This is a genomic window from Acidiferrobacter sp. (genome assembly GCF_054609335.1).
In genome coordinates, this window is sequence record NZ_JBTRWP010000015.1 from 41,076 (window position 1) to 62,815 (window position 21,740).

The following is a 21,740-nucleotide window of genomic DNA, read 5'->3' on the forward strand; positions in this document are numbered from 1 at the left end:
CCGGCATCGGTAAGTCCCCCATTGATGTATACGCCAATGGCGTATAGCATACGGTTATGGAATTCATTGAGACCCCGACATTCACTCGCCTGATCACGGATCTCTTGACCGATGACGAGTATCGGCTCTTACAGAATATCCTTGTGGAGGACCCGGAACGCGGCGCACTCATCCGGGGTGGTGGTGGTATCCGCAAATTGCGCTACGCCCTAGCCGGTGGCGGCAAAAGTGGCGGCATCCGCGTGATTTATTACTGGATCACAAAACAAGATCACATTTACCTTTTGGTCGTCTACCCGAAGTCAAAGAAAGACAACTTGACGGATCGAGAGACGGCCGTATTGCGGACTTATGTAAAGGAGTTAACCCATGGACAAGACCCTCTTTGATGACCTTCTGCAAAGCCTCCAAGAGGCGGGAACGATTGCTAAAGGGACTGCGGCCCCCTCGCGGCAATTTACGGTGACTGTGCCTGACGTCAAGGCCGTGCGGGAACGCGTCCATCTCTCGCAGCAGGATTTCGCCACACTGATCCAGGTGAGCATCAAGACCTTGCAAAACTGGGAACAGGGTCGGCGCCATCCAACCGGCCCCGCCGCGGCCCTTCTCAAGATCGTCGCTTCCAATCCGGAGATGGCGATGAAATCTTTGCATTCGTAAGGTGTGTAGGATCACCGTGCCGGACGCCGCATCATCAGCCTCAGAAAGGCCAATGCGCGAGAGGTAAGACGTTATGTCAGTCAAATCTCAGTCGGGGCGGATATTTGATCTGCCTACGCCCGAGGAGGAATCCGCCATCCAGGTGGGGATTGCCCAGGACCCGGATAGCTACGAGGTCACGGATGCCGAGTATAGTAAATGGATAGCTGTGTATCCTACCCAACAGCGCGTGTCGATGGAATCGTTGTGCTCCATTCTCTGTCCACCTCTTGTCCACCTGCGCATAAAAATGGAGGGATATTTAGGGATATGGAGGGATGATGTTTATGTGGAATTTCAAGTGGTTACGTTGTAAGTGATTGATGCTTATAAGGGCTTTTTGCGACTGTTAATCACCGGGTCGGAGGTTCAAGTCCTTCCCGGGGAGCCAATAAATCAAGGACTTAGCGCTACCCCTAGCCAACCCCCCCAGCCTTTTGCGACAATGCCGCGACAACGCGAGGTATGTACCCCTCATTAACACATGGGAGGCGTCGCATGGCGACATTCGTTCAGCGTCCGGGCCCGGGCGGCAAGAGGGTCTGGCAGGCGCTGGTGCGGCGCCGAGGGTATCCCCAGCAAACCCGCACCTTCGACACCAAGGCTAAGGCCGAGGACTGGGCGTCAGTCCTGGAATCCGAGATGGCGCGCGGCGTATTCGTCTCCCGCGCCGAGGCTGAAAACACCACCCTCCACGAAGCCCTGGACCGATACGCCCGCGAAATCGTGCCGGGCAAGAAGAATGCCGACCGGGAAGGTCGCCGCGTGAAAGGGCTCCAGGCCCGCACCCTGGCCCGGCGCTCGATGGCGAGCATCCAGGGCAAGGACATCGCGGCCTTTATGCAACAGCGGCAGGCGGAAGGAGCCGGACCGAACACCGTCCGCCTGGATCTCGCCCTCCTCTCCCACCTCTTCAATGTCGCCCGCACGGAATGGGGCATGGCGTCGCTCGCGAACCCCGTAGAGATGGTCCGCAAACCCAAGCTCCCCGGCGGCCGCACCCGCCGCCTCGTCGCCGACGAACTCCCGCGCCTCCTGGCCGCCGCCCACGCCTACGGGGGCGAGACCGGCCCCCTCATCACCTGGGCCATCGAAACCGCCATGCGGCGCGGGGAGATTGCGGCCATGCGCTGGGACCACCTGGACCGTAAGGCGCGCGTCCTCCTGATCCCGGAAACAAAGACCGGCACGCCCCGGCGGGTGCCGCTCTCCACGGCGGCGCTGGGTGTCCTGGATCAGCTCCCCCGGCGCCTCGATGGCCGGGTGTGGGGCATGCGTCCCGATTCCATCTCACAGGCCTTCGAGAGGGTCTGCAAGGCGGCCGGCATCGAGGGCCTGACCTTCCATGATCTGAGGCATGAGGCGACCTCACGGCTGTTTGAGAAGGGGTTGAACCCTATGGAGGTCGCGGCGATCACGGGACACAAGACCCTGCAGATGCTCAAGAGGTATACGCATCTGCGGGCCGAGGATCTGGTGGGGAGGTTGGGGTAGCGTCGGTCAGTCGTCCCTTGACGCGATCCCGATGTAGTATGTCTCGTCGTACTCGGACACGACCGCAAAAACCCACCCGGGTTCGTCACGGATGCGGCCCCGGATATCCGGCGCTCCCCACGCGACACAGTCTCTAACGTCGACCATGTGCGCGGGCGCTACCCCCGACTTTATCGCCTGGATTAAGTCGTCCAGGTACGTCCATGCTTCTCCGTCGCTTTCAACCGCCTCAAACTCCCACGCACCGCCCTCGCACGGCTGGATAAGCATCTCGTAAAACGATTGTCCAGACATGATGTGTCTCCTGTTGGTAACTGTAACCGCGCTATTTTGCGTCTTTCAGGCGCTTATCGATCTCTTTCATAAGACCGCGCGTGATCGCCCCGCGCGACCGCCCGCCTCGCTGGTCGCGCTCCTTCCGAAACGCGATCGCCAACTGCTCCAGAAGCCCGGTATCAGAAAGCCCTTTCAGGTCCTCGTCCGGGCTCCAGACCTTGGCGCGGTCGCGCGCGCGCTTCTCGCGCTGGCGTTCGGCGGGTGACATGGGGCCGGTCTTATAGAGTTGTTTGCGTGGCATGTGTGTGCTCTCCCGCGTCATCTGCCTTTTTATTCATGATGCTGTCTCTGACGCTCTTAAAGAGGGCCTTGTACGCGCTTCTGTAGGCGGTATCAAGCTCGTGCAATTTGCTCTCGACTATCTCTCCCGCCCGCAACATCGTGCTTTCTTCTCCGTCAAAGCTTACCTCATCATCGCTCCCAAATTTGTGGCCTTTGACGTGCCAGTGGTAGCTCAAAACGCCCGCACTGTCAGCGTGCACGAAAATCCACCCAACTGCTTCGCCGCCGATCTTCCCGCACTCCGCCATGACGCCATTGTCTGTGAAAGTGAACTTCATGCGCCGTCTCCTGTTGATTGTGACTGTAACTAAAGTATACGTCGTGACAGTCACGACCGCAAGGTGTCAATGCGTTTTTTGTGGGTTTCTTTGCACAATCCGACGAACGGGCGTTTTGGCCGTTCCACAGACGTACAAATATGGGTCCTAAAGCCTTCGCCACGCCGGTATGGCGGAAAGGTCTATGATCGCCGACCGCACCGGCTGGCGCGGATCCCGTCGCGCCTCCTTCTCCGCCTTCTTGCGTGCCCTGTAGCGCCGGGCCGCCTCGGCGTTGCGGATGGTGCGCGGGGTCGGGCTGGCGGGACGGCCGCGCTTGGCTTTGGTTTTTGCGTCGCCGACCATGTCGCCTCCCGACCTCGTGGATCCCTTGGTTTGCCTGCTCATACCGTCGCTCCTATGCCGTTTCTGTGCCTAATATAGATGACTCATCATATGTATTCAAGCTATTTCGATGATGCGTCATCGAAAATAGGGGTATTTTTGGGCACGGTGAAAGGGGGTCGGCGCCTACTCCTTGGCCTACTCCTTGGCCTACTCCGTGCCTGCGGTGGGTGGGTCGGCGGGCCTGCGCCTGCACGGTCCGGCCTTTAGCCTCAGCCGCTAAGGTCCAGCCCCAACCCAATCGCTCATGCGGCTTTTGACCTTAGCGTTTTGGCTAATGCGGCCCCGGTGGGTCGCCGGGCGCCTACAAGCGCCCGGCACTCCGTTAGTGTCTAAGCGTCCGCATCCTCCGTATCCGGCACGATCACTACAGGCACCATCGTGACGCCCTGACCACCATCCGTCCGATATGTCAGCATGGCGCGCACGCGCCGACCATCGACAACAATCCAGCCCTTAAAGTCTGGGGACATCCGTTGCCACCGACTCCGCGTTATTGTTTCGGTCTTCATGCGGCCCCCTTAATCTCGGCTAAGATTTTGGGGACCCAGTGCAGGTCCAGTTCCGCGCCATTCGCCACGATCTCGCGGATACTGATGTAACCAAGCTCGCGCTCGTGGACGATCGCCAAGCCAAAGGCTTGATCGATGCCGGCGCCCGTCATGTCCTTCTCTGTTATGTACCAGTCGAAACCGGAGGTAAAATAATGCAGGTATGCCACGGCCTCCATGCCCGATCCGTCTTGCTCGTACGTCTTGGGCATACCCTTGACAAGCTGTGCCAGGTCCATCACTTTCTGCTTGAAATACGCCTTTTCCTCGCCCTTGCGACACAGATCCCAAAGGGCTTGCATCTGGCCTTTGTTGATGAATGGCGCCAAGACTTGAAGGCCTGCGGTCGCTTGCACTAAGCTGATTTCGTTACCCCCCTGCGGATTGTTGAGGACTTGAGCCCCCTCGATGTTGACTTGGCCTCTGGCATCCGCGTTGCGCTCGTTCGAATTCATATTTGCCTCCAGGTTGTGGTCTCTGCGTCTTGCGTCGGCTCTTCGCCCCTCACAAGGGGCGCCGGTAAGCCGTGGGAGGGGTTACGGAGCGGCAAGGACCATGACAGGCGGGGTTAGCCTGGCGTGGCCCTTGTGAGCGGACGCCCACGGCGAGGCGCTTGGGGGCGAGAGATGAGGCTTGCAGGAGACCAAGGAGGCGAATGAAGAACGGGCGCGGATGCCGGGTTAAGACTTAAAAAAGGGGGTACATCGGTATAGGGTGTGGGTGAGATCGTAGCTCCTGGGGCTTCCTACGCGGTCGTTTTCGGACGCTGGCCACAAAAAGGGCCCCGGAGGGGCCCTTGTGTTGCGGATACCGTGTGGCTTATGCCGCCACCAAATCCATGAGGTCCGCAAGTGGCGCATCCGCCCGCGCCGCAAGCGTGAGCAAGCCATACCTTGCCCAATCATCTTGTGTCCCATGAGACGCGAGGCACGTAGGCGCGCGGGCGATTAAGTCCTTGACCTCATCGACCGTTGCGCTGATCCCTGCGTTGTTTACGGCGGCGCGCCAGTCCGCAACTGCGACGCATTCGGGACCGTCAGCGTAAAAGTCGAATTCGCATGTGCATTCTTGTGTCTGTGTTTGCATTGTGGTGTCCTCCCATGGGACGGTTGTGGTAGCAGACTCAACCGTAGCAGCCGCCCCACGATATGTCAACCATCATGGAATTATCAGGGACACAATAACACACGCGACGGCTCAGGAGCCTGTGTCTTCCCAAGGAAGGCCTGCCGTGTCCTGGTTTTCCGCATCAGCCCCGATTGCGTCCGGGATTTGGGTAGGATTCGCGGGCACCACAGGCAACCGACTCTCGCGGTTCGATTGGATCAAGAGCGCCCTGATTTCGCACCGTGCGCCGCGCGGGATCAAGGTCGCCTCCGCGACAATGAAGTCGCCAGGACGGAGCCTTTCGACGACGCGGATGCCTGAGTCGTTCGTGACTGAGATCGAGTACGGTCCTGCCTCTCCAGATACGATGATCGTCCACGGCGTGCGCAAGCGGCTCTTGTGCCTGTGGCTGGGCGAAGCCGCAAGGACTTCGCCCGCCATAACAAGTTTGCACACAGGGCCTAAACGTTGCTGCAATGAGGCAGTATTGGGTTCGCGCTTCGGCATGTCAGTCTCCTGCTTCGGGTTCCGATGACTGTTCCGGCTCGTCCGGTTGATTCGGTATTCCTGGCGCTGGTGGTGCGCCGCCGGGGCCGGGCAAGGTTGTTGCGTCGCCCGCCGTATTGGCGATGTCTATAATAACGGATGCGCCGGGCAGAATCGCATCGGCCAGCGCGCCACCAACCAAATCACCAAAAGGGTCGGATTCGCCCCCCTTTTCCTTGCGAGGCGCGACCTGCGCCTGCGCCTGAGAGGTGGAGGGTTGCATTTGTTGTGGCTTTTTTGTAGTCGTGCTTTTCGACCGATCTGGCACTTGCTCCCGATCCTGAGATGCCTTCTTCTGCGTGTCTTCGGCTTTAGGCTTGGCCCCACACGCGCATGCGTTCGGCGCGGCATCGATGATCGACTTGATCGCGTCGGTCAGCGTCCGGCGGTCCGGAAAGGATTTGTAGAGGTCACGGGAGAAGCCGGTATTTGCGAATCGGTATGCGGCAGTTGGGTCAGCATCGGCTCGCCTGTAGGCCTCACCACATTCCGAGCAGACCGTCACAACCCCCGCATCGATTGCGATCTGCAGCGCCTCACCTCCCGCGCCGCCCTGTAGTCCGCCATTGTTTCGGTTGTTGTCGGGCGGCGCGTCGGCCACGGGTGGCGGCGTCTCGCCCCACCTGGGACGGGCGTAACCGGGCTTGACCCAATCAGCGACAACACGATGAGCGTGATGCCGCACGACCTTATAGAAAGGCCACTGTAGTAGGGATGCCCCCTCACTCCCCGCCAGAATTATGGCCTTCACGCCTTTGGTGTCGGGACCGAGTTTCTGTCCGAAGGCTGCCTGCGGCATCACGTGCTCTTCGCTGCGATGCCAGGAACCCGACCGCGACGTCAGTCCCGCGCCGGATTGTGTAAACTGGTGAGTGTACCTCTCGACCGTTCGCTTCCCGAGCAAGTCCGCCGCAAATTGCTGGTCTTGCTGGGACTTCAGCTTGCATATAATCTTCGTGTCCGTTGCGCCCGACCAGATGCTAAGTGTCTGCCGGTCGTATTCTTGTTCGTTCTGCGCGACCGACTGCAACCCCAAAAGCACCCGCGTACTCTTTGAGCGAAGGGTAACCAAGGCAGAACTGATCGACGGGAGTTTACCTAACTGCGCGACCTCATCTAAGCAAATCCACACGCGCCTTTCGCGCGGGTCCGTCTCGTCCCGTTCACCCAACTGTCGCACGGTTTGTTCGATAATTGATGCCGCAAACGATTGAGAAAACTCCCGACTACTCGACTGCCACCCAATGATAGCGACGCACGGGCCCTTGTAATCATCCGCCAGCCACCGGCGGATCGACCAACCGATCTTCTTGTCTGTGCGTGCCGCATAATCAGCCACGCCAACGTTAATGACATGAGAGAGAGCCCCCGACAGTTGCCCCAGAAAAGACGCCGTCGTTTTTGAATCGGCGCCCATCAAAAATGCCTTTGCGGGCGGATGCTCCCGGATGATGATCGACACAAGCAGTTTATAGTCAACCAAGACCTTTGCGGCGAGTTCCGCTAAATCTGCAAAACCCCAGGCGCCGGGTTTGGTTGTCTGCAGATGCGATAACAGTCCGGTCAGTAGACCTCGCGCCCCTTGTGCCCAAATCGGCTCGCCAGCACCCAACGGTATCAGGGTTTCGGCGAGGCTGCTGGCGTCGAGGCGCGTCTGAATATCCTTGCCGAGCGACCAGCGCGCCGACCGCGAGTCGGTTGGAGACAGAAGCGTGTAACGCTTGATACCCGACGAGAAATCCCCTTTTACGTCTAACAAGAGGACCCGATCGCCGCGTTCAATAATAGCGTTCAGCATTGGCCAAATTATTGTTGTCTTACCAGATCCCGGCCCACCTAAAACAAGGAGGTGGTGGCATTCTGTTGTCACCCCGATCCGGACGCCGCCGGGGTGGACGGGAACGCCGGGGCCGCCAAGGTGCGGGCGGAAGGCCTTCGCCGCGCGCCGGATGCTTGTGTTGAGGCGCGGCCCGTCGATGTGTCTGACATTCGATCGCGTGGTCAACCGCCACCCCACAACTCCGCAGGCGACCCCAAGGGCGCCCGCCAGGGCCGAAGGTATCCAGCCGCCCATGACGGGCGGCACAGGGCCATACGCGCGAAGAATGTGCCAGATCCAGTACGGGATCTGACGGAACGGCGTGAGAGAGCTTCCGACCCACCATAGCAGTCCCTCCAGCCCGCCCACATACCCGACCGCCACACCGATGATGGCGCACACAATCGCAACAGTCGGGCGCTCGCCCGAAGCCCAATTGATATCCGAATTGCTTACCGTTTGCTGATCGTCCATCACCGCCTCCACTTCTGCATGACCGCACGGTACTTCTCATCGCGCAGGGCCCTTCCGGTTTTGCATAGACGCTCGTCTAATAAGCAGCATCTTCCACACCGCCGGATGTGCCGATAGAATCTCGTCGCAGCCACTTGCACGGCGTCGTGATCTACCTGCTCTATAGCGCACATCGGGGCGGCCATCACCGGCCCGCCCCTATGCGACGGATCGCGCGTCGCAGCTTTAGGATCTCGGACTCGATCGTCTTGATGCGCCTCGCCGTCGCCGCCCGACCCTTTGGCGACATGAGGTGTGCGGATGCGCCTGACCGGCCTCGTTCCGATTTCAGTAATGCGCGAAATAATGTAAGGGCCTGGCGCTCCATGGCGGCCCGTTCCCGGCGCATCTGTTTTAAGTTCTTCATGTTCACAACCATTTCTCGTCCTCCCGGCGCATCGTGCATTGCCCCGACGCGCGCATCTCGTCTATATAAAGGTCCAAAACCGCTCTTGCCCGAACCTCTGGGTCGTGAGGTTTGGGGCACCCGTCCTGGTAAGACTGTGCCTCCCGGAATTCAGCCGCCCAGGTCGCAAGCGTCATACGTCGCACAAATTCGTCGCGACGGTTCCGCTCTTCAACCAGCCGCCGAACCCGTAGTCCGGGCGAGATGCGAGGGCCCACGAATGTTGGCAACTGCTCCCAATAATCAAAATCGACCGAGGCCGTTTTAGTCTTGCGACTCATGCGATATTCTCCTTTTGTTGTGTTCTCACTAAGCGCCCCATGGTGGAAATTCGTCACCAGCCGTACGAATCCCCAAGCTCCCGTTCTTTCTCTTTCTCTTTTTCCTGCACGACCGGCACGGGCGCCGGCGGGGGTTTGTGTGCCGGTGCCGCCTCGTCTACAGGCTTCTTAGGTTCCGGGGCCGCCGCCTTGTCACCCTGCCCACCCCCACCACCCGTGCCGCTACCGCTGTCTGCGCCGTCATCTCCGGCCTCTCTTACCTCAGCCAGGGCGGCCTTCCGGGCGGCTTCAAGGGGCGCGGTCTCCCGCGCCTTCGCGGCCTTCTCGGTGGCGTCTTTGGCCGTTTCGCGTTCGGCGACGCGCGCCCAGGATTTTTGCAAGGCCTTGATATTGTCGGTGAAGATCCTTAGAGCGAATCGTTCGCGCGTGCAGGCCACGTACGCGAGCATAGCCGTTGCCATTTTGGAAGCCATGCCCGCGACAAGAGCGCGATCGACCGTCCTGCCTTGTGACCTGTGAACAGTCACGGCCCACCCATGGTCGAGCGTGTGGGTTTGGTCGGCATCTAGGATAACGATCTTGCCGTCGTCTTTTCTGACCTCGACCTTACCGTCTCCCGCAACTGTCACCGTTCCAGTTTCATTGTTCTGGAAACCGCTGTCGCGATTGTTCTCTGTGAACACGACTCGGTCCCCAACCGCCAAACCGAGATCGCGCTTCGTATAAAGGCCGGTCTCCTTGGGGTTCAGGTCGCGCGGCTTGAACGTCTTTTCTTCACCGTCCCGGTTCCGCGCCGTAACCGTGTTGCGGGTCGGGTCGCTGGCCGTTACAGTCCAGTCCACGACCCGCTTGGCACGACCGCGACCCTCCGGGACACGCAAGATCATGTCCTTCCGGTAATTGATCGCCTCGCGCAGTTCCGCGCGGGTGCATTGCGATTTATCGAGAGCCGTTACGGTCACGGATTCAGTATCAGAGCCTTCCGGCAACTGGTCGAGCAAGCCCATCTTGACCTTCTCGTTGATGGCCCTTCGCATTTCATTCGTGGCCGCCAGCACTAGCGTTTTGGCGCGCTCATCTTGCGACAATTCGAGATACGCTTGCGCCGTCTCCCTGGCGATAGCTTGAAGGCGGACGTTTTGCGGGGCGAGTACCTTAGCCTCAAAACCGAGTTCCGTCTTTGAATGGGTGTCAAGCCATTCCCGAACGGTTTTAAAATCGTGGGCCGATGGCGCGGGGATGTCTTTATGCTTTTTGCGGATGGTCTTGACAAGATTCAGCATGTTGCGCGTTGCGTCTGGCATGGGACCGTTTACGGGCTTGGCGTCGGACTTCGATGCTTCGGCGGCTTTGTAATCGTCGTCCGTTACTGTCACGGTGGTCATGTAAGGAGCGGCGAGTTGCGTGGCCTCATCGTTTCTGCCGTCGGCGAAGGCTTGAGCCACGGCGAGCAAGCCCGCGTCTTTCTGTCGCACGATCTCATCGATTTCCACGACCTCGACGACCTCCTCTTTCATGAATTGCGCCATGGGGCTTCCGGCCTCGACGGCGGCGAGTTGCAGATCATCGCCTGTGTACACGATCTTGTCTTGTGGCCGGACCTTCTGCAAAAACGCTTCCATATCTCTCGACGAAACCATGCCCGCCTCATCCATCAGGATCAAGCGCGGAGACTGGTCTTTATCTTCGCGCACATTGAATGAGGCCAAAACCCTGGCATCGTCTGGGTTCACATCTTTTGTGCCGTCCACAGCCGTCTGACTGGGCCCTGTTCCGATCACTCGGTAGCCGTGAGACTTGGCCTCGTCGGCCAGGGCGGCGAGTGCCGTACTCTTGCCCGCGCCCGCCGCGCCACGGATCACGATGCACTGGTCCGAGGTTGTGAGGACTTTGATAACGGCCGCGCGCTGGCTAGCCGAAAAGGCAAAATCGGGGCGGACGGTTCGCTCGATCGCCTCGCGCTGAGCGATCCGCGCCTCGGCCCCGGCCTCGTCGGTCAACGGAACCATGGTGCCGCGACCGGCGGCCACTGTTTGGAGGTTCGAGGCCTCGCGCGCCAAGGTCTCGCGGGTCACAAGTTTGCCGGCGCCGCCGTCAATGAGGGCGCCGGCGTCACGGGCCGCATCGATCTCCTTATTAAGAGTATCGATAGTGACCCCATGAACCATGCCAGCCCGCAGGGCGTGCATCTGCACGCTCTGGGTATGGATAACACTCTCCCGTTCTGAAAGGTGATCGGTTCCGTATTTGAGGGCATCGGCGGACGTCACCGGGTCTATTGGTTCCGCCTCCTGGGGCGCAGCCCCTTTCAGATCCTCAAGACTAAGATCAACCTCCCGGCCACGGGATCGCCACTCCCAGCGCAATTCATCCTCGCTGAGCGAGGTCTTGCCTTCCCTGGTGGCCATATTGGCCGCGACCTTCTGGGTGGCGTTGGCACTTTTGCGGTCGAGGCCATGCTTGGCCAACTCCGCCTCGATCTGTGCGGACCGCCCTGAGAAGGCCTCGATCTGCGCGTCGGTTACGGACGCCAGTTCAAAACCGTTTTCGGTCTGGCGGAGGCGGTACCCGGCAGCCAACAATTCCTTGGCCAACTCCGCCTGATAGACGGCCCCGGCGAGATGAACGCCATCGACGCCGAAATCGAGATCCAAGGCCCGCAACTTTCCGTCGCGCCCACGGGTCACGTTTAAAAGGATGTTGTGGGTGTGCAGGTGAGGGTCGGCTTGGCCACCAGCCGTCCGCGTATCCTCATGTCTATAAGAGGACCACACGGCCTCGCCGGTGCGCTCAACCTCCTTACCGGCCTTGCCGTACCTGGCGGTGACGTAGCGTTCCTGCACCCACTCCATGGCCCGGCGGTTCGCGCGATCATGGGCCTCCAGGATCTGCCGGTCGCCGGCGACCAGGGCGGCGAGGCTCACGGACTTGGGGGCATTAAATGTGAGGTCTTTCCCCATTCGCCGGTCGGGCGACGGCTCGGCGAATTGCTCGCCGCCCGGAGCCCGCCCCTCCAGCAGGCGCTTGAAGGTCCGCGCGTCAACGGGGCCAGCAAGGCCCATCTCCGCCGCCAGGGCACCACCCCATTCCGATGGGGCGCCCTTACCTGAGTAGTAGCCGTGGCCCTTACCGTCGGCACGGGCCTCGACGTATTTCACGATATCGGACGCCGAACCTTTCAAACCGCCTTTTGGGAAACTCAGCATGGGTAGTCCTTATATATAGATGCCTACTAAGTACCCCACACTGGTAATTCCGTTAAGCCGTCCGCCCACCCTCTTGCAAACATATGTAAATCCGCGATCGGGCAGGAAGCCGGGATTAGGTTGCGGCAGGGAATCCGACGTTCCGGCAGAGCCGGACACCCCCACCCCGGCAGGGGTGCGGTGGTGTGTCATAGCCCACTGGAACAGTGGGCGTCGCAATCTGGTCTTGACTTGGGACCCTTCTGGTATCCAACAGGGACAGAAAGACCATAAAGAGACCACAAGGAGACCTAAAACTTATCGTGAAGAGACTTATGTGGATACTAGGAAGGACCACTTCGGCGGGTTTGGTGCGTAAGTAGGACCGGGCCGCGTCGAATGTGGGACCAACGAATTACCACCGTGGTCCATCTAGTGACACGACGTAAAACAGGAGGTGTAGAGATGGGTACTCAGAAGATGTCGCGACTAAGAGCCCGGGTCGCCCCATACAAAGAAGCGATAGCCAAAGCCCGTGCGGCCGGGGCGACGTGGGGCGATATCGGGCGGCTGATCGGGGCGGGAGACAGACAAGTGCGGCTGGCGGTCAAGCACTGTAGGTATGAAGCCGAGCAAATCGATCTGCCGGAACCGGAAACCAAAACAACAAAGGAGGTGCAACCCACGCAAACACAAAAACCGGCCCGGACTGCGAGTGGCCGAGAGTTTTTCAATTCCATCCCAAAAATTTAACAGAGGTGACTCATGACTAAGACTTTACTCATATCACATGGCGGCAAGGGTGGCACAGGCAAGAGCTATGTGTCACAAGCGACCGCAGAAGCGCTCTTAGCGATGGGATACCACGTCAGTATCGTGGAAGCCGACCCCACCCAGCCTGACATCGCTAAGAGATATGTAGATGACCCAGACGTGACGGTGGGGGCTCTTAGTCTCAACCGCGCCGGGGATGCCGAAAATGCTTTATCGAAGTTCGGGGAGTGGCTGGAGCGTGCGGACGCTAATCATGTTGTTGTCAACCTCCCGGGCGGCGCTGGGGAGACTCTGGACGCTCTGTCTGACCAGCTGCGCTTTTTGGCCGACGGACTAGGCTATCGACTCGTCGCGACATACTCGCTCGAAAAAAACCAAACCGCAACGGACGAAATGGTTGACAGCTTCAAAACAGGGTTGATGTCGTGCGTCTCACCGGAAAATCGATTCATCATCATCCCTGCCTACAAAGGCGACCCAGAGACCTTTGAGTGGATGGACTACGAAGAGCGTACCGACATCCTCGCATCTGGTACACGCGAGATCGTCTTCCCCGCTCTTAGCAGTCGAAGCGCCCTCAAAAAATTTGAGGCCTCCCGAGGCCGGGTCGCCCACATGATCGTGCCGCCGTACCCAGGGTGTGATGGGTGGATGCTGCTCGACAAGTCCTCAGTTTTTCGCTGGCACAAGGCGGTCATGGCCGCCATCGCTCCGATATTCGAAGGAGGTGAGTGATGGACGACTACGACGATGACATGCCTCAGATACCGATACCAGAGGTGCAAAACGAGGAGGCCCCTTCGGGGGCCTTACCCCTCACTATGGAATCCACATCCACAGAGGCACCCATCGATCAGGTGACGGGCCTACTCTCCGGAGAGGATGCCACGGCATTACTCAAGATCACATCTAAGCATGGGGTCGGGCACGACGACCCCTTATGGTCTGCAGTGCTGGTTTTGCTTGGGTCACAGAAGGCGGCCAGAGAGACGATAGAAGCGGCTGAGAAAATCGAGGCTGCGGGCGGCACACTCGGACAGCAAATCTTCGATCAAACTACCCGCGCGGGTGACGAGCTAAAAACTGTACTGATAGAGGCAGCAGAAAAGACCGGGACAACTTTTGTCCAGAGACTCATAACCGCCATCGCCCAAGCCATCAGCAAACCCGTCGACGCAGGCGTCAAAAAGATCGAAGAGGCCGCCGGGGGGCTTGATGCGACGGCACAGAAGCAAAGAGACACGATCCTTGCGGCCTGGCGGAAGGATCTTGCGGCTGCAGCGCAAGCGGAGGCGAAGCGCCGCACATCACTAGCAGCTGCGTCATCTTGGCTCTCAGTGACATTTGCATGCATCTTCTTCGTGTTCATCGGAGGGGCACTCGTACACGAGTACGAGACCGCTACGGACCAACTCCTGCCGTCCGGGTACACACTCATACACAAGGCCAACGGAACGCCGGATTGCGGTTTCATCCAAAACTTCGGGCAAGTGTGCGGCGTCAACAAGTAGCCGCGAATTACCACACGGGGTCTCTATATAGAGACCCCCATTTTTTTCGAGGACATCGACATGCTCACCAACACGACCCTCCCAAGCCTCGCGCAATCACAGGCCCTACTGACACCCAGCAAGACCGATCAGTCTGTCAGCATACTCAACAACCTGTTTGGCGTCCCCGGCGGCAATTGGCACTCACTTTATTACCAAGCGATTGGCGGAGTCGGGCAAGGAAGCTTGTTTTTTCACCTTCTCCAGGACTTCGATCTCGTGGTCCTCGCGTTTGTCACCGTGATGGTCTTTATCACGATGGGTATCGGCGCGACATCGACGGCTCACGAGGGTAAGGCGTTCGGCAACCGATATCACGCCTTGTGGACCCCGCTGCGGTCGGCCTTCGCGATGGTCTTGCTCGCCCCGATCCCGGGGGTCGGGTTGTCTCTGATCCAAGGCGCCCTCTTGCTGATGGTCTGGTTCAGCATTGGTGGGGCGAACTACCTCGCGACCCAGGCAACGCAATTCATGGTGAAACAGGGCGGCACCATTTCCGGGATGACGCCGACCGGCGGCACGAGACTCGCGCGCGAAATTTTGCAATCAGAGATCGCAGCACAGTACATCGTTAATTACGAGAGCCAGTCGCCACCAAAAATGAACCTCGATTCTGTCGCATGGGTCCCGCCGAGCACGGGTGCCAATGGGTTCTATGGAACATGGGAGTTCACCTTCAATATACCCAGCGGCGCGAAAGGCGGATGGTTCACCTCAGGTCTCGCGCCGGGATCGTTGGGCGTGATCAGTATTCCGTGCTACTCAAAAGGTGGCCCGATGTGCACCGCGCGCAAGGACGCGGTGAGCCAGATGATCAGCGCGGAGTACAAATACGCTGAGAAGTTGGTCAACTCATCGCAGGCGGCGCCCGGGTCGTCCTCGATTTCGTCGACCAACAAGCCCGCGACGGCCGCACCATCGGTGACGGACCCCGTGGTCACGAAGGCTGCGGCGATTTATGACGCGGCGGAGGCCGCAGCGGTGCCGAAGGAGATCGCGGCGAGCAACCCCGCGCTCCAGAAGGAACTGACGACGTTGAACCAGAACGTGACGAATTTGGGATGGATGTCGCTGGGCACCTTCTACTGGGATATCGCTGGTGTCAACGAGAAGGTCCAGTCGCGCATCGATCAAACGACTCGTTGGAGCGGATACAACGGCATCGCGATCGCCAAAGAAATCGGGAAGCCCGACACAAAACGGCTGACGGACATACTCGAAGAGGCGAACGCGGACATTGCGGCGACTCTCCCAACAAACAAAAAATCCGAGAGCCTCATCGACGAGGTGTTCGGATCAGCCGGATCATGGTTCGCCGCCGGACCTGCTGACTTGCTACTTAAAGGTAATCCGATCGCAAACCTGCAGTCCGCCGGGGACGGGATCATCAACATCGAGATACCAGCAGCCGTCGGGACGTACATGAGTCTGCGCGCGGCGACATCGGGGGCTAACGCAGAATCGAAGGGCGCGCCCGTTATAGGCGAGTTGACGTCCTGGGCAACCGGGGCTGCGTCGGCTGCGGTCAAGGCGGGCGGGCCATACGTCTACGCGCTTCTCGCCGGGCTGTTTGCGATCGGCGTGACCTGGGCCTACTACTTGCCTTCCGTCCCGTTCATCCTGTGGACCATGGGGCTGATTGGGTGGCTCATCTTCATCATTGAGGCGCTGGTCGGAGCCGTAATATGGGCCGCTGGCATCGCGCTTCCGGAGGGCGAGGGCATCTTCGGTCCTCGCGGGGATCAAGGGGTCATGTTGTTTATCAATGTCATGTTTCGGCCTGCGCTCATGGTCGTCGGATTCTTCGCTTCATTCCTACTTATGGGCGTCGTAGGGAACTGGGTCGGGGCCAGTGTGTCGATCTTTATGGGATCCATGAATGGCGCCATGGAATGGAACCCGATCACTTGGGTCGCGACCGCTGTGATCATTGCCGTTATCGCCGTGACTGTCACACACAAGATCTTTGGGCTCATTACCTGGATTCCAGAGAATGTGCTGCGTTGGGTTGGAGGCCAAGGCGTTCAGCTCGGGGAGACGCACGATGAGCAAAAAGCGCGCGGCCATGTCGACGCGATCGGCGCGTTCGTCAACAAAGGCGCAGGTCAACAAAAGGCCAAGGGCGCAGGTGCGCGGGGTGGGGTCAGGAAGGGCATGGGTGCCGCTGGTGCGGGTGCGGATGCGGTTGAGGGGGAGGGTGAGGAGACGGTGGGGAGTGAGGGCGGTGGCGGGAATGACGTGGCGGGTGGGGGTGAGATATCAGATATGGCACCGCCATCGAAGCTTGAATGATAAAAACACTCTTTTAAGGAAGCCCTTTGATTGCGGGTTCGGGCTTGAGGCCCGAACCGCAAATCAAAGGGATGAGGGTCGGCGCAGAACTGCCGCCAAAGCCTTGCCGACCGTAGTCTTTGTGTAAGCGTCCGGCGAACGCTTGCCTCTCGCGACTGCTCTCTCAAGAATGTTCTGCATTAAGAACTCAACATCGCCGCTAGGGTCGCGCCCCTTCTCGACTGCCCATCGAAATCTCGCCAGACAAAAACGAAATTCTGCGGCTGATTCTGAGGAGTCTCCAGAGGAAGTGCCGGAAGAGACAAAAAGCTCTGAACGCACACGCCCCCCCGCCGGGGAGGGGTGAGGACTGGAGGCATCTGAGACAACGTACGGAGATATATCCAAGCAGACACCTGACGTGGCCGCTAAAACCCGAACCGGAAAATTATCACGACCGTCTTTTCTATTCCGGAACCCCGGCGCTCTCCCAAAATGCTCGCCGGATATAGACCCAAGATCCGCGCCGACCATCTTAGCTAGACGACTCTGGACGGACGTACGATCACACTCAATCATAAGTCGATTGCATTTGATCCAGCACTGACAATTGTCACGGCTGGTCTCAACGACCAAGGACGAATATTTGTGTGAGATTCCCAAGGCCTTTCGGGACGGCAGATCGTCAAGAAAGATGACTGGCCAGCCAGGTCCACGGGCCGGGCGCAAATAGACGTTACACCCCCCACCACCGTTGTTTTTGACCCAGCCCCACCCAGCAGATTTCAAGACCTCATCTCGATCTCGCGGTCGCTCATGACCGAGCATGCCTCGATCGGTCAGCACACAAAAGTTCCACGCCGTCACCCCAGCCGACTCAAACCAGTCGATGGCGGATGCTAGTGCCCGCTGGTACGGTTTAAGGTCTGTGGTCTGCATGTGCCACCTCCGTGTTCGGTTTGCCCTTCCCCGGCGGGGGGGCGTGTGCGCTTGCATCTTTGCCTTTTACCTCAAACCCCCCGACTCCCCCACTCCTAGGAAGGGGCGGCCCCCCAAGGGGCCGGTCCCTTCCTAGGAGGTTTCCTAAAAGAAACCTCCTAAAAGACTCCTACCGGCGCGGGCGTCCAGGGAACGCCCGCGGGCGTAGGGAGAACGCAGCGGGCGTAGGGAGAACGCCAGCGGGCGTAGAGAGAACGCTCTTGAACACGCGATCGCCCCAGACCTCGATCCCCGCGACCACAAGCCCGTCACTATCTGCCCGCACCTCGAATCTGCGCTTCCTCCCCATAGCCCCGTCCACAGGCGCCCCCACAGCCTTGAGCACCGTGTTTAGGTGCCACCCGCCTTGAGGTGTATCCCTCTGCGTCAGAACCCATCTGGCGACCGCTGCGCTCACGCCGTTTCGGAGCCTCCCAATAGGTGTCGGGTCGTAGTGGAGTGGTACATCATTTTCTAGGATCGCTCGGTATGTGGGGCTCAGCTGCGCGCGCCACAGCACTCTGTCGCCAAATGGGCCGCTCCGGGTCACCCGCGTCGGTACGAGCCGGTCCAAGATGCCGTCGATCGCGTCCCCGCCTAGAGATGGGTGGGGGATAATGATCGCTGTCATTTTCAGGTCGGCCGCGATCTGTGTAAGTCCTTCGCGGCTATACCTGTCCCCGTCTCTGCTCATCCCCGACCTTATGTCGTGAAGGTCGACCAGCACGTGCAGCGCCTTATCGTCCCCGACATGCTTCCTGATTGCGTAGAAGTTGATCAGCTCAAGGAGTAGGGCGTGGGTCATCCCCAGTTTTCCTTTGACTACCCCGTCGCCGTACGGCGACTTTATCGCGCGCTCGCAAAGTTTCGGGAAATATGTGGGTTGGAAAAACTGCAAGCGCGCATGGCTGACAGTCGACGTCGGAAGCAGTCGGTCCCGCCAGGGAATCGTTTTACTTGAACCAGTCATCGTCATCATCCTTTGCGTTTGCTGGTGTCGGGTCCATGGGCGGCACGTCCGCGAACCGCGCATCAAACTCGTCCGCTCCGACGCCCAAAATATTTGCCCGTCCGCGCAACGGCCTTAGTGGTTGACCTTGACTACCGGACTGCTCCTTGTCTTTGTATCGCCTGCCCGCCCGGGAGGTTTTAGGCGCATCATCCCCGTCTTTATCCTTCTTCCACGGGTCAAGAATGACAGGCACCAGCACGCCTCCTTTCTCTCGCCTGAGCCACCTCCCGGCGGTCGCTGGTCCGTAGTTTGGTTTGGTGCCTAGGCTCATGAGCACGTATCGGTCGCGCGCATCATCGATCGCGTGCCCGGGGTCGTCCGGGTCGCATAATTTCGACGCCTGTTCCTTGGTCATCTTGACAATCGATACGCCCCATCGCACGTTATCGGTTAAGGCCACGGCCCCGCGCGCAGACTGCTGGTCCGTTAAGCCTTCGCGCCCGGACCCCTTGTTGACGTGATGGGATGGCAGGATGGCCGCGCCAGTCTCTCGTGCGATATCTTCAAAGACGTTTAATAGTCGGACCATATCCTCGTTCGAGTTCTCTTCAAGGCTATGGCTCCGGCTGAGCGTGTCGATCATGCAGAGTCGGACGCCTTCGCATGCTTTCATGAGCGCATCTCTGAATGGCTTTTTTGTGACATCGAACTCACGTCCGTAGCTTGATTTGATGCGGAAGTTGGTGGCTATGTCGGCCTGCACGTCTATTGGTAGGTGCTTTGACATCGCGTGCAATCGGTGACGGATTACGAGCGGCGGGTCCTCTCGCCCGATGTATAAGACCCGTCCCATTTTTTGCGGCTCTAGCAGCAAGATGTCAGCGTCTCTGCCGCCGGCGACTGCCATCCCCATCTCCAGGTTTAGGTAGCTCTTACCGCCGCATCCGGCCCCGAATGCGAGGCCTACGGTGCCCGCTAAGAACCCGGACGGCAAAATGAAATCGAGCGGTTCTGGCTCTTTGTTGAAGGCGTCCAGGACGTCGATATCGTCGCCCAGAAGATCGCCGGTAGGCGGCGTTTGTTGCGCCGTTGGCGGGATATCGCTTTTGAATTTGTGCGGGGTGCTCATAGGGCACCCCCGACGCACAAAGCGGGGAGACTACATATATGGGGTGGGAGTGGTGGTTGTCGCGGAGGTTCGGGCTCGGGGTCTCCAGGCCCTCCGCTATCCGCTCCATGAGCCTCCGCCCGTGCCGTCTGTGACCGGCGTGCACGGACGGTTGGCCGACGCCCCGGAACGGCCCTGACATGCCCGCAGCGCGCCAGCGCCGCCCTACGGATCTTGTCGTCGACAAGACGCAAGATCGTTGTTTCCAGTTCCCGACTGCTCTGCGCGAGTTTGACCTTTAAGGTTTTTTGGGAATCCAGTGCCCGCCGGAGATCTGCAACTGCGGCGCGTCGATCATCGGCTGAAAGACTGGTGTCGCCAGCGACCTCCCGCGCCCTACGAACGAGGCCTTGCGCGGTTTGTGCTGCGTTGCTGATTTGACTTGATATGCTGCGGTATTGTGCTAGTATCTTACGCATGCCAGTGCTCCTATATAGCCTGGTGATTCACGAGACCGTCGGCCCACCCGGCGGTCTTTTTTTTGGTGCTGTGGATAAGCCTAGCTCATCTGTAGAAAAATCGCAACCGCCCATCCTTCCGCTCTATTGTATGTGTTAAATGGGACTGGATAACACATACTCAAAACGGGAGCGGAACCTGCATGGATGTGGTGGTCGGCGGCGATTTCCGATCTTTGGGTGGCCTGCCCCGGCGCGATCGCGGGCGCCTCTCGATGTATAGGCTGCCTGCGACGGGTCGGGGTGGCGGCAGGAATGACGGCTGACTAAATGCCGCCCGGGCCATGCTCAAAAAAATACTGATCGAGTTTTTGACTTGGCGTTGAGAGAGACCGGTCATCGAGGCCGTCCGTTCAACATCAAAACCTTGACCCAAGCAAAACAGCACATCGGTGTTTTTCTCGTTGGGAAACAGTTTCCATAGCTGCTGATACCGCGCGGCGGTCAGCCCGCGCACAACCTCCGCGCGCGGCTCTATCCGCGCTTCGTCGCCTAACTCGTTCTCCCAACCTTTTCCGTAAACGTCTTCGATAAAAAGTGTGTTTCGGCTCATTGTGGTATGCTCCAAAAGACTATGAAATAAGCATATCCCACATTTTGCGGAATTCCACAACGTTTCGAGAAACGTCGGTGTTAAGTGTACTGCATTAACACGCGAGACGCGCGAAACCGCTATATTTATCGGTGTTTCGCGATGCGACCGTTCGTCGGATTTTGGTTTCGGCGGGCTTGCGGGGTGGTCTGCGGGGTGATCGCCCGTTTCTGTGCGACATTCTTGCGACAATGCGTTGCCTAATGCTGTCCCTTGGTGTCCTCCCCTGCCCGCCTAATGTCTTGATTCGTAGGAGGAACCTCCGTAAGCGCTTGATCCGTAAAAGGGCTTTTTGCGACTGTTAATCACCGGGTCGGAGGTTCAAGTCCTTCCCGGGGAGCCAATAAAAATAACGACTTACGATACAAAGCCCTCCCTATATTGCCATTGCGTCGCAAAAATGCGTCACACTCATACTTTTTTGGGGGTGGCTTATGGCAACGATTCGCGCGCGTTTTGACCGATCTGGTGAGCCTGCAGGGTGGCAAGCGATCATCCGGCGCCGAGGGCATGTCCCGATGTCGCAAGTCTTCATCAAGAAAATAGACGCAGAGCGATGGGCGCGTCAGGCGGAATCCCAAATGGATCGGGGGGTCTTTAAGTCATCGCGTGAGGCGGAAGGCACGACAGTTGACCCGCGGGACGTCAGCCTCAATGAAGGTCTCCCTGGCATCGTATTGAGAGGACGCTCGGTCGCGGACGGATCGTTAACCGGGGACCACGGCCTCACACTCGGGGCTGTTGCGCGGACCGTCTGGCGGCCACCCCACGCGCACCGGTATCTCGCTTAAAGCCGCGTATCGCCTGAGGCAACTTGTACCGCCACTGCCGTCACTCGCCACGGCGCCGGACATCCCAAGAGCTTTTGGACCAGTTCAGTGTCACGCAGTGGGGTACCATGCTGGCCTGCGGGGGCGCCTGATGCAAGCCCAATACCCCCCTTACCCACACGAAAGCCGGAAGACCCATAAACCTGCATCAGTAAGTTCACCGTTGGACATATACGCCAATGGCGTATAGTATGCGGCTATGGAATTTATCGAGACGCCGACATTCACTCGCCTGATAACGGATCTCTTGACCGATGACGAGTATCGGCTCCTACAAAACGTCCTT

The 21,740-nt window shown here is 59.1% G+C and carries 20 protein-coding genes and 1 tRNA gene; 8 read left to right on the top strand and 13 right to left on the bottom strand.

The annotated features are described in order from the left end of the window. Nucleotides 1-56: 56 nt before the first annotated feature. From ACYCTF_RS05755 to ACYCTF_RS05765, 3 genes are all read left to right on the top strand, one after another. Nucleotides 57-389 (top strand): type II toxin-antitoxin system RelE/ParE family toxin, encoded by a 333-nt coding sequence (locus ACYCTF_RS05755; protein ID WP_461284631.1) that lies wholly within the window; start codon nt 57-59, stop codon nt 387-389. Next, nucleotides 370-660, top strand: coding sequence for a NadS family protein (gene nadS, locus ACYCTF_RS05760; protein ID WP_461284632.1), 291 nt, complete (start codon nt 370-372; stop codon nt 658-660). The genes ACYCTF_RS05755 and nadS overlap by 20 nt, the downstream gene beginning before the upstream one ends. Before the next feature lie 537 nt (nt 661-1,197). Further along, a complete protein-coding gene (locus ACYCTF_RS05765; RefSeq protein WP_461284633.1) occupies nt 1,198-2,193 on the top strand; it encodes a tyrosine-type recombinase/integrase in 996 nt (331 codons plus the stop codon). A 6-nt stretch (nt 2,194-2,199) separates the two neighbouring features. On the opposite strand, the gene ACYCTF_RS05770 is transcribed toward ACYCTF_RS05765, so the two are convergent. The 9 genes from ACYCTF_RS05770 to mobF form a co-directional block, all read right to left on the bottom strand. Then, nucleotides 2,200-2,487, bottom strand: coding sequence for a hypothetical protein (locus ACYCTF_RS05770; RefSeq protein ID WP_461284634.1), 288 nt, complete (start codon nt 2,485-2,487; stop codon nt 2,200-2,202). Between the two features lie 31 nt (nt 2,488-2,518). Next, a complete protein-coding gene (locus ACYCTF_RS05775; RefSeq protein ID WP_461284635.1) occupies nt 2,519-2,770 on the bottom strand; it encodes a hypothetical protein in 252 nt (83 codons plus the stop codon). Continuing rightward, nucleotides 2,748-3,089, bottom strand: a complete 342-nt coding sequence (locus tag ACYCTF_RS05780) for a hypothetical protein (RefSeq protein WP_461284636.1) — start codon at nt 3,087-3,089, stop codon at nt 2,748-2,750. Before ACYCTF_RS05780 ends, ACYCTF_RS05775 begins: the two co-directional genes overlap by 23 nt. Nucleotides 3,090-3,236: 147 nt before the next feature. Then, on the bottom strand, nt 3,237-3,476 hold the full coding sequence (locus tag ACYCTF_RS05785) for a hypothetical protein (protein WP_461284637.1): 240 nt from the start codon (nt 3,474-3,476) through the stop codon (nt 3,237-3,239). Between the two features lie 505 nt (nt 3,477-3,981). After that, the gene (locus ACYCTF_RS05790) at nt 3,982-4,479 is read right to left on the bottom strand and encodes a hypothetical protein (protein ID WP_461284638.1); all 498 of its coding nucleotides are present in this window, start codon (nt 4,477-4,479) and stop codon (nt 3,982-3,984) included. A gap of 742 nt (nt 4,480-5,221) precedes the next feature. After that, nucleotides 5,222-5,638 carry a hypothetical protein gene (locus tag ACYCTF_RS05795; protein ID WP_461284639.1) on the bottom strand — a complete coding sequence of 139 codons (417 nt, stop codon included), beginning with the start codon at nt 5,636-5,638 and terminating at the stop codon, nt 5,222-5,224. Nucleotide 5,639: 1 nt separating this feature from the next. After that, nucleotides 5,640-7,970, bottom strand: coding sequence for a type IV secretory system conjugative DNA transfer family protein (locus ACYCTF_RS05800; protein WP_461284640.1), 2,331 nt, complete (start codon nt 7,968-7,970; stop codon nt 5,640-5,642). A gap of 408 nt (nt 7,971-8,378) precedes the next feature. Continuing rightward, nucleotides 8,379-8,696 carry a hypothetical protein gene (locus tag ACYCTF_RS05805; RefSeq protein WP_461284641.1) on the bottom strand — a complete coding sequence of 106 codons (318 nt, stop codon included), beginning with the start codon at nt 8,694-8,696 and terminating at the stop codon, nt 8,379-8,381. Between the two features lie 53 nt (nt 8,697-8,749). Then, nucleotides 8,750-11,902 (bottom strand): MobF family relaxase, encoded by a 3,153-nt coding sequence (mobF, locus tag ACYCTF_RS05810; RefSeq protein ID WP_461284642.1) that lies wholly within the window; start codon nt 11,900-11,902, stop codon nt 8,750-8,752. 444 nt (nt 11,903-12,346) lie between these two features. On the opposite strand from mobF, the gene ACYCTF_RS05815 reads away from it, so the two are divergent. Genes ACYCTF_RS05815 through ACYCTF_RS05830 form a run of 4 tightly spaced genes read left to right on the top strand, consistent with a single transcriptional unit; the run spans nt 12,347 to nt 16,497 of the window. Beyond that, on the top strand, nt 12,347-12,634 hold the full coding sequence (locus ACYCTF_RS05815) for a hypothetical protein (protein WP_461284643.1): 288 nt from the start codon (nt 12,347-12,349) through the stop codon (nt 12,632-12,634). A gap of 12 nt (nt 12,635-12,646) precedes the next feature. Beyond that, entirely contained in the window at nt 12,647-13,390 is a 744-nt protein-coding gene (locus ACYCTF_RS05820) for a hypothetical protein (protein WP_461284644.1), read from the top strand. Continuing rightward, the gene (locus tag ACYCTF_RS05825; protein WP_461284645.1) at nt 13,390-14,166 is read left to right on the top strand and encodes a hypothetical protein; all 777 of its coding nucleotides are present in this window, start codon (nt 13,390-13,392) and stop codon (nt 14,164-14,166) included. The genes ACYCTF_RS05820 and ACYCTF_RS05825 overlap by 1 nt, the downstream gene beginning before the upstream one ends. A 60-nt stretch (nt 14,167-14,226) precedes the next feature. Further along, nucleotides 14,227-16,497: a DotA/TraY family protein gene (locus ACYCTF_RS05830; protein WP_461284646.1), complete on the top strand. Its 2,271-nt coding sequence runs from the start codon at nt 14,227-14,229 to the stop codon at nt 16,495-16,497. Between the two features lie 63 nt (nt 16,498-16,560). On the opposite strand, the gene ACYCTF_RS05835 is transcribed toward ACYCTF_RS05830, so the two are convergent. The 4 genes from ACYCTF_RS05835 to ACYCTF_RS05850 all read right to left on the bottom strand — a co-directional run bounded on the left by ACYCTF_RS05835 (nt 16,561) and on the right by ACYCTF_RS05850 (nt 20,585). Next, nucleotides 16,561-17,472 (bottom strand): DNA-primase RepB domain-containing protein, encoded by a 912-nt coding sequence (locus ACYCTF_RS05835; RefSeq protein ID WP_461284647.1) that lies wholly within the window; start codon nt 17,470-17,472, stop codon nt 16,561-16,563. Between the two features lie 112 nt (nt 17,473-17,584). Continuing rightward, on the bottom strand, nt 17,585-18,424 hold the full coding sequence (locus ACYCTF_RS05840; protein ID WP_461284648.1) for a hypothetical protein: 840 nt from the start codon (nt 18,422-18,424) through the stop codon (nt 17,585-17,587). Next, nucleotides 18,408-19,535, bottom strand: a complete 1,128-nt coding sequence (locus tag ACYCTF_RS05845) for a helicase RepA family protein (RefSeq protein WP_461284649.1) — start codon at nt 19,533-19,535, stop codon at nt 18,408-18,410. Before ACYCTF_RS05845 ends, ACYCTF_RS05840 begins: the two co-directional genes overlap by 17 nt. 618 nt (nt 19,536-20,153) lie before the next feature. Continuing rightward, entirely contained in the window at nt 20,154-20,585 is a 432-nt protein-coding gene (locus tag ACYCTF_RS05850; protein ID WP_461284650.1) for a hypothetical protein, read from the bottom strand. 315 nt (nt 20,586-20,900) lie between these two features. Here ACYCTF_RS05850 and ACYCTF_RS05855 point away from each other — a divergent pair. Continuing rightward, a tRNA-Asn gene (locus tag ACYCTF_RS05855) sits at nt 20,901-20,967 on the top strand. The last annotated feature ends 773 nt before the right edge of the window (nt 20,968-21,740 follow it).